Raw genomic sequence first — 12,173 nt, forward strand, 5'->3', positions numbered from 1 at the left:
AATTAGTCATAGCTTCCTGTAATGATTTTTGCTGAAAATGTGATGGTGAGCATATAGATTAAATGTAATGTAACTTTTTAATAATTTTGGATTTATATTTTGTTGGTTATCTGTTTTTTGATTATGTTACGTTTAGAATTTAAATATCTTTTAATTGGATAGGTGGGATTTTTATTTTGTTGGATATCTGTTTTTAGATATATTTGGTCGGGTTATAAATATCTGCTAATTAAATAAGTCGGTTAATTGATTACTCTTTTGAAAATTAATTTATGAGGGCTTCATTAGTACTGTGGGGCTGACTAAGTGAACTCAGCTTCGTTGAAGGCTACTATGTTCATTAATGGAGGAGAATCGTTCAAGGATGGGGTAAATCTGAAGTGATGGTAATAGGATATGTTTAGAAGTGTTACGGCTAACTTGAGTGCTATTATTCATTAACAGCTAGTGTCGCTTCGATACTCTAGAACATGGAGTGTTATTTAATGTGTGTAATATAGCTTGGTTGGTATCTTTTGTTTGGTTTTTATGTTGTTATTTGGGGTTTTGGTGGTTAAATCAACTGATATTTGTCAATGAATTGGATTTATTCAACGTGACTTGGGTCATGTTTTGCGTCAACATATGCTAATTAAAGAAGTGAACGTTAAATTAGTATCTAGCTCTATTACAGCCATAAGTGGGCCAATATAGTTGCTTCATGTGAGGAATCAAAGAATGAAATCGGCAAACCCTAAAATTGTTATCGTGGGTGGTGGCGCTGGTGGTTTGGAACTAGCGACTCAATTAGGGCATAAATTAGGTAAGAAAAACCTAGCTCAAATTATCTTAGTCGATAGAAATCGAACTCATATTTGGAAGCCGTTATTGCATGAGGTAGCTACCGGTTCACTCGATTCAGCTCTTGATGGCGTGGTGTATTCGGCACATGCTGCTAAACATGGTTATCAATTTCAACTTGGTACCTTTTGTGGCCTAGATAAAACCACTCGGTCAATTTCAGTGGCGCCGATTGTTGATGAGGCGGGTAAGGTAATGTTACCTGAGCGTCAGATCCAGTATGACAAGTTAGTAATCGCTATAGGTAGCGTGAGCAATGACTTCAACACACCAGGCGTTAAAGAAAATTGCTTCTTCTTAGATTCACACCAACAAGCTAACCGTTTCCATAACGCCTTGTTAGATAGCTTTACTCGAGTGCATCAGTCAGAAAGTATCAATGTGCTTAATATTGCTATTGTTGGTGGTGGTGCAACGGGTGTAGAGCTGTCAGCTGAACTTTACCATGTAACTGACATGCTTAAAGTGTACGGTTTAAGCAAGATGACAGCCGATAAACTTAATATTCACTTAATTGAGGCGGGTGAGCGAATTTTACCTGCACTGCCTGAGCGAATAGCCACTTCAGCTAGAGTTGAACTGAGCAAGCTTGGGGTTAATGTGATGGAGAATACCCGTATAAGCGAGGCGACTGCTGCAGGCTTTGTGACTTCAGAAGGTAAGCTGATTGAAGCCAATATTATGCTTTGGGCAGCCGGAGTTAAGGCGGCTGACTTTATTAAAGATATTGGCTTGTTTGAGCTAAACCGTGCCAATCAAATTATGGTCAAACCGAATCTGCTCAGTACAGTGAGCGATGATATTTATGTTATCGGTGATTGCTGTGCCTGCCAGCAAGCAGATGGCAGCTTTGTGCCGCCGCGAGCGCAGTCTGCACATCAAATGGCAGAGTGTGTGGAAAAGAATATTCTCAATGAGCTTAAAGGTGAGTCGCTAGTTGATTATGTTTATGTCGACCATGGTTCATTAGTTAACTTGTCACGTTACAGTACAGTCGGTAGCTTGATGGGCAACCTGACTAAAAGCAGTATGTTTGTTGAGGGCAAGATCGCGCGTTTAGTGTATATCTCACTCTATCGTATGCATCAGCAGGCGATCCACGGCACCTTTAAAACGGTTGCTCTATGGTGCGCAGAAAAAGTGATGCGAGTGGTACGCCCACGTATGAAACTGCATTAATATCACATCTTTAATGCAGAAATTATAAAACTAAAAAGAGAAGCATTAGCTTCTCTTTTACGTTATAGCAAGCAAATTAGTGAATACAAGCGTAAGCTCTTGCTAACTTAATACAGCCTCTACTCGATCACGGATCTTGCGTGACTTCTCTTTAGCGAACAACGTCATAAACTCACTTCCACCTGTTTGCTTGGCTAAGATATCCACCAACGCAGCTTTAGAATCAATACGCAAAAATGGCAGTAAAGGCTTAATTTCATCGCGTTGTGCCATGGCGATAATGTACTGCCCCATGCATGGTTGATAGTGTTTGATCATATATAGCAACAGGAGTTCAGGCTTTACCTTATGGCTAAACAGCCAATCAAGCAGCGCTTGATAAGCGGCTTGTTCATAATCATCTTCATCGCACTCTAAGCGAGTCGCTAAGTCCATCTTGCCTTGTAGGGCAAGCATGTCTACGTAACCTGTGACTAGCCCGTCTGTAATCACTTTGTAAGCGCGATAACTGTGATTTGCTAGCAACTTAACTAAGCGACCGCAACGCTCATCGTCCAGTAGCCATACATATTGGCTCAGTGCATGGCTACGATACTCTTTTAGGTTGACTGTGGTTTCATAGCTCACATATTGGTTAAATTGCGGTGCAAACTCTGCATAATCTAGCTCGCCGTGCAGATAGGCCCATAGGTTTTGGTTAACTTGGTTTTGCCGTTCTTCTGGAGTAGGTAGTTTTTTGACTGCGTTAATCACGGTTTGGGCATCTACCTTATCATCGAGGATCACAATTTGACCGCCAACGTAGAAATTACCGTCTTTAAACGCGTCTTTGTCTGCCACTAAAACCAGTAGTTCATCGCCAACCAGCTGTAAGACCTCTGTGTAGATCCAATCCATTCTATCGTTCTTACGGCTTTGGCTAATATCGGCGTTAGGATGCAATTTGACCTGAAAGCGTAACTTTTTAGGCAGCTCAGCCTCGTCGGTGACAAAGTCAGAAAAGATCACATTGTCGCTAAACTTGCTGGCAACCACCTCTTCCCATGAGTTTTGATTAAGCTTAATAAAGTCGGCTAGACATTGCTTTAGTTCGTTATCGAGAGCAAAAGGCATACTTGGGAAAGTCATTGCAACATGCTTATGAAAATCGAGTTTTATTGGTTGATAGCTATAATCTAATCCGCGTAATAACGCCTTAGCCTTTTCCTGCGCTATTGGATCTATTGGCTTTTCAGTGGTTAAAGCACCTATTAACTCGACTAAGTTTACGTAATCTTCAGTGCGAGATGAGCTAGCGCTAAATTGCTCAACTTGATAGGCCAAGGTAAAGGCTTTATCTATGCCATGGCTGTTTAACATATCGAAAAAGTTGCGTTCATCGACAGCTGACTCAAATCTCAACTTGCGGCTATGTTCGCTGAAGGCTTTAGCAATAACATGCACAACTCTGATAGGTGCCATGGTGATCAGCAGTTGCCAAATCCGCTCAGCATTAATGGCTTCAGGGATGTCGAGTTGTTTTAGCCATAAGCAACTTAGGATCACCCGTTGGTAGTCATCATCACGGTCATCTAAGAAGCTATAGCTTTTTTGCTGCGGGCTAATTTTAGGGAAGTATAAATATGTCTGACGACAGATATTTTCGCTATAAAGGTGTTGGTTTAATAGCGCTATTATTTGTTGTTGATCAAGCTCAGGATGAGGATCGGTAAAATAAGCTTTTAGCTGTTGTAGCTCTGTATCATTGAGGCCTTTTTCGGTGAAAGGACCATCTCCTAAGATATCGGCATTTTCGAGCATCAAGTTTACAGCACGCTCAAACGTGCCATTGAGTTTGTGCTGCAAGGCTTGAGTGTATTCATCATCGCAATTTTGCTGTTTATCTTTAAGTAATAGGTAAGCACATAGTGTGTCGATACCTAACTCATCTTCAGGCCAGTCTTGGCAGTTTAAGCAGGCGCGATTAGCAAATAGCTCGTCAGCTTGTTCGAGCATTTCTGCAGAGATCTGGCTATAGCCAATGTCACAAAATTCATCGAGTAAGCTTTCTAATGATTTTTGTTCTGCTCTACTAACTCCATTAGTTGATTTTTGTTCGGCACCAGCTGGCATGAAGCGTGCGTAGTAATCATCAACACTGATAATGGCTTGATACTCTGTCTCACCGGTTAGCAGGTCGCACATTTCGTCATTAAAGGCTTGTAGGCCAAAGAAGCGGTAGAAAATGTCGACAAATCGTAATAGGGTTTGCGCACTGCGTACTTGGCTTTCTGGCTGACTGTTAGCCGATGCCAATGTTATATTTTCGGGCTTTGGATTGACTCGGCTGATAAAGCCATTGATTTCAGCTTCGTCCATATCCTCATCATTATCTTGCAGCAAATCTTTTGCTAGGAGCTCCATCACTTCATGGAAGTTATCGCGCACATGGTCAAAGTCGTCCATATCCCAGCAAGACTCTTGGATTGCTTCAAAAAAGGTTAATGCGTGCTTTTCACTATGTGGGACGATGTTAAAGTATTCAATATCATCAAGGATCTGCGGATTTTCGCCAGTAGATATGTAAGCCAGTAGCGCGTGGCTATTTTCAAGGCTCAGCATAAACTCGCTGGCCATCTTCAGTCCGCCTAGGTACTTGTCGCGTGCTTCTTTACGTTCTGCGCGCTCAATTCGTTGCTTTCGTTGGTAGGCAATGCTGCCTGCATAACAACAGAGCTTGCCGTTAAGCTCCTGCTTTAGTTGGTTTTGTAAGTTAATGGCTTCATTTTCAAGACTATCATGAATGAAATGTTCGGCTAGCTCACAGTTCATTTCTTCTCGGTCTTGACCACAACACTCGGCGATTAAGGTGATATATAAGTTGAGGATTGGCTTTTGTTCTTCCAGTGAGTCATGCTCGCTATAAACCAGTGCGGGCTGGGCATGAAAGCGTTGTTTAATCAGCTCAATAAAGCGTGGGTATTTATCCGGGTTAGCTTTTAAGTAATCACCAAGAGGTTGGTATCTTGGTGCCGGTTGCTCCCAATCACTGCCGTAAAAAGCGAATCTAAAGCTGTGATTATCACACCAGATAAAGGCGTTGATCATCGCCTCACACCAACCATGTTTTCTGAGTAGGCTTAACAGCATATCGCCATAGCCAACTGCATGTTCATCATCCCAGTATGGGATAAAAAACTGCGCTAAATAAATGGCGTCATTAGCGTCTTTTGCTGCCATCATATAAAGCGGTTCTGCGCCAAACACTCGCGTATCATCAAGCCACATGTCACTGGTGTCGTTTTCAAAGCGGGCATGGTTAACCATGGCTTGTGCAGTCTTACGTAGCTGTGGGGTGAGTGAGTCATGCTCAAGGGCTAGGGCAAATAATAAGGTCTCAGACAGATGCAGTTGACGTTCATCACTGACAACATAGCTACTCAAGTGACCACCATCTGGGTTTAACCCAAGTGCATCCATTGTTGGCTGCGTGTCTTGTAGCATCTCTAGTTGCAAGTGTTCAGTTGTGCCGCTGCTGTTATCCATAAACATCAAGTTGAATCGACCGCTTCTATCAAAGGCTTGATGTGCTTCTAGCTTAGCTTGATAGGTTTGTAAGGCTTGCTCGATGCTGGCCGTGCTGTGGTGGTTAAACTCGATAACTTGTAGCTGGCTAAATGTGCCCATACTAACGTCCTGTTAAAACTGAATGAAATCCATTGGTTATGGATTCAATATTGAGATGCCTCCGAGGATAACTTATTGCTTTTTTAATCACAGTTACCATTGTGTAAAACTTGTTGCTGACTTGTTTGTTTATCAAGCAAGTTTATTAGACTGGGGGAAATAGTTTTCAGTACGAATACAATTTTTAATAATGTATAAAAGGCTACTCACTGAGCAGCCTTTGATTTTAGAATTAAGGGGGATTATAAAATGGATTAACAGTTAACTATCAGTGTTATTTATTGTGATTATCTCTGCTTTATTTTGGCTTAAGGCTCCTACAATTGTTATTGCTAAACGTGTATTTTGCCAAGTTTCAGTTGGCAAGGTATCTGGAATAAAGCTGTATTTACCTAAGCTTGTTTCTTTTAACTCCCCAACGCAGTTTGCTTCTACTTCAAAACCAGCACTGCAAAGCAAGGCATAATGCCAAGGTACTGAGAATGCAGTTACTTTTGGAGGTGTATAGCCTAGATACATGATCTTATATTTAGCAGTTTCGGCACCAGTGATCGGTAGGCCTGCACTGTCATTTAGATTGAAAGTAAAACTATCGTTTGTTTTATCAAATTCAACCTGAGTTACAGTTAATGCTGTGGCAGCGTCAATATCAATAGATGGTGTTGATGGCGAGTCATCGTCATCACTATCACAAGCTGTTAATGCAAGTGTTAGCGCCAGCACTGGAAACAGTTTTTTCATGAGAACCTCCTAGTGACAATCAGAACAAGTTAACTCTTCATGTACAGGCACACCGCCAGCCATATCGTGTGAGCTATGGCATGATTGACATTCAAGTGTTGAATTTACATCTGTTCCTAAATAAGCGTCTGGTTCGCGAGCTGTAGAGCTATGACAACCGGCGCAGTCTTGGTTTGCTGGTGCTACTAACTCGGCTTCTAAAGTTCCTTCTAAAGATTGATTTAGGTAGGTTACTAGCATATAAGCGACTTCAGCTGTTACCTGAGCACAACGTTCGAATTTAGCTTGATGACTAGATCCAAATTGACTTGCTTTAGACCATAGGGTGACAGAGGTATGGCAAAGTGTTGAACCTGCGATTGATTTACCGATTAAATTGGCTTCTAGTAATGTTCCATCGTCAGTTTTGCGTGTAGGAGCCCCAATAGCGGTTAAGAATGCACTATCTCCTCTTGGCATCTCTGATTTTTCATAGAAGCGAAATAACGCTCGGCTTACCGCTGATTGATTGATTCCTGCAAGTAAATTGATCGCCATAGCTGCCGCGTTAACACAGCCGCAAATAGAGCCTATGCCAAAGACACCACCTTTACCAAAAGTTGCCATATTGGTTGGAATCGCAGCAAAACGACAAGCATCTTCGTGACCAGCATCAGCAAGAGACTTTATGATGGCATCAAATACACCGTACATACATCCGCCACGGTCATAACCGGCGTAAGCTTGTTTCGCAACGGACATAGGGTCGAGCTTTATGTAGGTAAGTAATTTTGCATCATTACCATTACTTCCAAAATCGATAGCCTCATTATTGCTGCATTGAGTATTAGCTAATACAGTTGGAACAAAAACACTACCAGTGCTAACAACGGAGAATGTAGCGAATTTCTTTAAAGCATCACGTCTATTCATCATTTTTATTTCCCTATTATATTTTCTGCGACTTATATTTCGCATCATATATTTAGAATTAAATTTAATAGTGATTTGTGATCTGGTGCGATAAATTTAAATAGGAATATTTTTTATATGTTTAAAGCCAGTTTTTTTTAATTTTTTTAGCGGTATAGCTTATTTCTGTTTTCTATCTTTTGTAATTTTAACTAGTGTTAAACGTAAAGCTGGTTTTGAGCGGAATTTTTATTTTGTTTGTGATTCTTTTACGGTGGCGACAGGGTTTAGAATAGGTTTTGTTAAATTAACGGCTGGTTGAACGCTTATTTTAAAAATCGGTTTTATTTCATGTTTCCTTATTTTATTTATCTTTATGTTGTTATGAGATGGGAGTGTTAAAGTTGGTGTATTTTTATGAGAATGATTAGCAGGTTTAGATTCGGTTTTGATAGAAGCGGCAATGGATTTTTCAGTAATTAGCATGCACTAAACTTAGCATATTGGGTTAATGTGAAATGCATAAGTATAGCTAATTATATCAGGCTGAAATTTTATTTTAATTGGGGGTAGAGGTTTATTAGTTTTTGCTGATTTTGATAAAACACCAACAAAAAGTGCTGAAAATGAGACCGACCTTAGAAATTTATTAACTACTACCTGCTATACCGCTCATTTACTGTATATAATCCCGCGCCCTAATTAATTCTTCGCTAATTGCCTATTCTATTCATTTAAAGCAAGCGGCTTATTTATATACTTTTTGTGAGCAATCATGATTAAAAAATTCCTTTTAGTTCCGCTAGCGCTATCTGTGCTAGCGGCGTGTGGCGGTGGTGGAAGCAGTGAGTCAGAGCCATCTGGCAAGCAAGTTTTAGGCTCTGTAGTTGCAGACGCCTATTTGTTTGATGATAAGGCGCTGGCTCGAGTTAACTCTCGACGTGGCACAAGCTATAGCGCTGAAAATGGCGAGCAGGGCGAGTCTGACTTAGCAACATGGCATGTATGCGGCGCGGCTTATAACAGCTTAATTGAGCCAAGTTTATATAACCAGGATTACGATCAAGATGGTGATGCTGACACCAACTTAACCGATGATAAAGGTAATCTTTATTACAATATCGACCTTAATGGCGACAAGCTAGGCGAGTTGAATATCGTCACTGCCAGAGAAGGTATTTATCTGAATGTTGATGTGAGCTGTGACGCTAAAGCAGATATAAATATTGATAGAGATTTTGATGGTGTTAGTGATTTAAATATCGATGTTGATGGCGATATGGTGGCTGATCGTTTAATTGATATCGACGGGGACGGCGAGCCAGATTTTTCTTATACCGATAGCGATGGTGTGTCACTTGCTGGGGTCAAAGTACTGCTGCAAGGCAAATATGGTCAGTTTGAAACCGTAACCGATGATAATGGTCAATTCTCATTTGATCGCATTCCAACTGGCACTTATACCCTAAAAGCTGATGATGTTGCTCTTGATGGTTCAAATATTTGGACTCGCACCATTGTTGAAATTGAAGAGTTTGATGACTCGATTGGTGCGTTCAGAATGCACCAAGATCCGATTATTACCCAAGTTAATGTCAATAATGAGCAGACATTAACTGGCTTGTGGCAAGACTTCACTTGGTATTCAAGTCATATTGACACTGAGTATTCTGTCGGTGATACCGTTTCGGTTGAAGTGACTGTTGAAGATCCTAATCAACGTCCTATTATCGCTAAATTTAGTGCAGACTTAGAACTTGGTACTGAGGAAGTCATTGAAGCTGAAGGTGTATTTAAGTATCAACATCAAATCACCGAAAAAGATGCTCAAGAGTATATGGTAAATATCATGGCTGAACTGAGTAATGACGATGGCTTTTTCGGCTTAAACGGCCAGACGGACGTTCAACTTGGTGCTCAGTTTATGATGGCTGATTATGTTGAAAGAGAAGAGCTAGAAGTGGGAACGGTGACCGTGGGGGAGGAAGTTTTCAATAATCCACCGGACTCAACTTATATGCTGGTTGAAGTGCAACAACCGATTGCTATCGATGGCCAAGTACAAATTGATATTGAAGTCACTGGCCCGGATGAGCGAATTGCAGAGTTTTATGTGGTTGGTAGAAAGGATCTCATTGTAGATGTTCCAAAGGGCGATAGTTATTTGTTCGATGCAAGTATTGCGCACCCTCAATATGTTTATGAGATTCAATATATCACTTACGTTGATTATTTAGATGAGCGTGAAGAGGTGGTGATTAAGCTCCCATTAGACACAGAGCGTAAACCTGCAATGGTTGATAACTTATTGATTAATGGTGTGGTTGCTACCGATGTGATGGCAAGAGTGGGGGATACTTATCAGCTAAAGGCACTGTATAGCGATCCACAAAATGATGTGGTTGAGTGCCGCTTTGAAAAAGCCGGTAACCATAGCACGGTAGATAGCCTAGTTAGTGACTGGGGGGCATGTGAGATGGATTATACCTTTAAAGATGAAGATGCCGTTGACCAGTTCAACTTCAGAGTGTTAGTGCGTAATAGCGACGGTATTATCACTTGGGATAACTATGATGATCTTAAGTGGTATGATGTTAGTGTGACTAAATAAGTCGATTTAGATAATAGAAAAGGCTGCCAATTGGTAGCCTTTTGCTTTTATAGAGCAGACTAATAGCTGCTTTTATTGGGTATGATTAACGTCCGCCTGGCTCAGCAAAACGTGTCATCCAATCTTCTACTTGGTTGTACCAATAGATAGAGTTGTTTGGCTTCATGATCCAGTGATTCTCATCTGGAAAGTAGATCATCTTTGATTCAACGCCACGGGTTTGCAGCGTGCGGAATAGCTCAAAACCTTGGCCTACTGGCACGCGGTAATCAAGCTGACCATGGATCACTAACGTCGGGGTGTTAAAGTTCTCTGCAAAGTAGTGCGGAGAAATTGACTTGTAGATCTCAGGTTTTTCCCAGTAGTTACCAAAACGGGTGCTGTGTACCGAGAAGTCTGCCGCCATTTGCGAATACATGTTGTATACCGCAGCATGGATAAGTAGCGCATTAAACGGATGTTCTTGACCAAGAATAATTGAGGTTAAATAACCGCCGTAACTTGCGCCGCCAGCAACCATACGCTCACTGTCGATCCAGTCTTTTTGCTCAAACCAGTCCGCCGCTTTTAGTACATCTTCTAGTGATTTGTTTTTCCAGTCTGGGTTGATGCTGTCAGCAAACTCTTGACCAAAGCCACTTGAACCGTGGAAGTTAGGCCATGCAGTTACATAACCCCAAGAGGCAAATGTCTGCGCGTTCCAGCGGTAGTGGAAACCATCAGAGATCGCATTGTGTGGACCACCGTGAATAAGCATCATAAGTGGATACTTCTTGCTGCGATCAAACCCTGGAGGGTAGTGAACCCACATTTGAATATCTTGATCGTTATAGCCTTTGTAGGTTACTGACTCATAAGTACCCATATCAACGTCAGCAAGAATGTCGTCGTTAAAGCTATCTAAACGCGTGGTTTTGCCGTTACGTGGATTAATGGTTACCAGACGCGCTGGATAGAGGAAGCTGTCGTTAGTAGCAACGATAGTGCCATCCTCTGCCATTGCTGGCTTACCAAAGTTGGTGTCTTTGGTAATGGCTTTTACTTTGCCGTTTTTGGCATTGATATGATAGATGCGGCTAGTGGCGGCATCATCGATAGCGGCGTAGAAACCTTTGCTGTCTTTAGTCCAGCCAAAGCGCGATACCGAGCGATCCCAAGAGTCGTTCAGCACTTTTGGTTGACGCTTTTTCATGTCCATCAATACTAGGCGGGTAGTATCAGCGTAGAAACCGTGGATAAGCTGTTGCGTAAAGGCTAAGGTTTTGCCGTTAGGGCTAAACTGCGGATTGCTATTTGGCGCTTCGTTATCAGGGGTTAAGTTTTCAGCTTTGCCACTACCAATTTTAGCTAAGAAAATATCAATCTTAGGGTCAACTTCGCGGTTTTTTAGATCTTTACTCCAGCCGTTTGCGGTAAAGGCAATCCACTGCTCGTTTGGCGCGATATCATAGCTTGATGCACTTTGTGATGAGCGAGGTAGCTGATGTTTTAACGGTTGGGTGATAGCTTCAATTTCACCGCCAGTCGCAGGGATACGGAATACGTGCGCTTGACGATCTTCATCAATCCAGTGATCAAAACTTGAGTAAGGCAGCTCTGTCCATTGATGAGCAGAGACTTTAGTGTCTTTGTCTGCTTTTAATTGTTCTGTCATTTCATCCCAGTTTTTACCTGGGAAAATGCGGCTAATAAAGTAGATGTGTTTACCCACCCACTTCATGCCATATACGCCGCCTGGCACATCAGTAAGCTTTTGCGCTTCGCCCGGGCCGTTCATTGGCAATAGGTATACTTGGCCGGCTTTATCGTCATCACGCTTACTGATAAACGCTAGTGTTTTACCATCAGGTGAGAAGGTTGCTTCGCTAGCACGCATGCCTTTAGCTGTTAGCGCTTGCTGGCTATCACCGTCTTTATCAAATAACCAAAGTTGGGTTGAGCCTTTGTCTTCTGGCACATCATATTGGGTTACTGGCGCAACGACTTTGTCGCCGTCCGGTGAAATGATTGGACTGCCTATACGGTTTAGTTGCCACAGCACATCAACCGAAAGGGGTTTAGTTGATTCTGCATATGCGCTTGCCATAGGCATTAGCATAGACAGTAACAGGATCCCTGCTTTCTTCACGAGTGGTTCTCCTTAGGAGCAATTTGTTGAGTTTTTTATTAGTGTTTTAGCCAGCTTGTTACTGGCGAAGCTAGTATAGCCGCGAATATTACAAAAAGGATATCAATATCAAAAGGC

At 41.8% G+C, this 12,173-nt stretch carries 7 protein-coding genes; 2 read left to right on the forward strand and 5 right to left on the reverse strand.

The annotated features are described in order from the left end of the window. Window positions 1-717 precede the first annotated feature (717 nt). Window positions 718-2,019, forward strand: a complete 1,302-nt coding sequence (locus tag L2740_RS03860) for an NAD(P)/FAD-dependent oxidoreductase (RefSeq protein WP_248948810.1) — start codon at window positions 718-720, stop codon at window positions 2,017-2,019. 102 nt (window positions 2,020-2,121) lie between these two features. On the opposite strand, the gene L2740_RS03865 is transcribed toward L2740_RS03860, so the two are convergent. The 4 genes from L2740_RS03865 to L2740_RS03880 form a co-directional block, all read right to left on the reverse strand. Next, window positions 2,122-5,685, reverse strand: a complete 3,564-nt coding sequence (locus L2740_RS03865) for a hypothetical protein (protein ID WP_248948811.1) — start codon at window positions 5,683-5,685, stop codon at window positions 2,122-2,124. Between the two features lie 261 nt (window positions 5,686-5,946). Beyond that, the gene (locus L2740_RS03870; RefSeq protein WP_248948812.1) at window positions 5,947-6,426 is read right to left on the reverse strand and encodes a hypothetical protein; all 480 of its coding nucleotides are present in this window, start codon (window positions 6,424-6,426) and stop codon (window positions 5,947-5,949) included. Between the two features lie 9 nt (window positions 6,427-6,435). Further along, a complete protein-coding gene (locus L2740_RS03875) occupies window positions 6,436-7,341 on the reverse strand; it encodes a C-GCAxxG-C-C family (seleno)protein (RefSeq protein ID WP_248948813.1) in 906 nt (301 codons plus the stop codon). A 225-nt stretch (window positions 7,342-7,566) separates the two neighbouring features. After that, the gene (locus tag L2740_RS03880; RefSeq protein ID WP_248948814.1) at window positions 7,567-7,803 is read right to left on the reverse strand and encodes a hypothetical protein; all 237 of its coding nucleotides are present in this window, start codon (window positions 7,801-7,803) and stop codon (window positions 7,567-7,569) included. Between the two features lie 289 nt (window positions 7,804-8,092). On the opposite strand from L2740_RS03880, the gene L2740_RS03885 reads away from it, so the two are divergent. Continuing rightward, the gene (locus tag L2740_RS03885; RefSeq protein WP_248948815.1) at window positions 8,093-9,928 is read left to right on the forward strand and encodes a carboxypeptidase-like regulatory domain-containing protein; all 1,836 of its coding nucleotides are present in this window, start codon (window positions 8,093-8,095) and stop codon (window positions 9,926-9,928) included. Window positions 9,929-10,013: 85 nt separating this feature from the next. On the opposite strand, the gene L2740_RS03890 is transcribed toward L2740_RS03885, so the two are convergent. Further along, a complete protein-coding gene (locus tag L2740_RS03890; RefSeq protein ID WP_248948816.1) occupies window positions 10,014-12,056 on the reverse strand; it encodes a S9 family peptidase in 2,043 nt (680 codons plus the stop codon). Between the last annotated feature and the right edge of the window lie 117 nt (window positions 12,057-12,173).

Source organism: Shewanella pneumatophori (assembly GCF_023283895.1).
Classification (GTDB): Bacteria; Pseudomonadota; Gammaproteobacteria; order Enterobacterales; family Shewanellaceae; genus Shewanella; species Shewanella pneumatophori.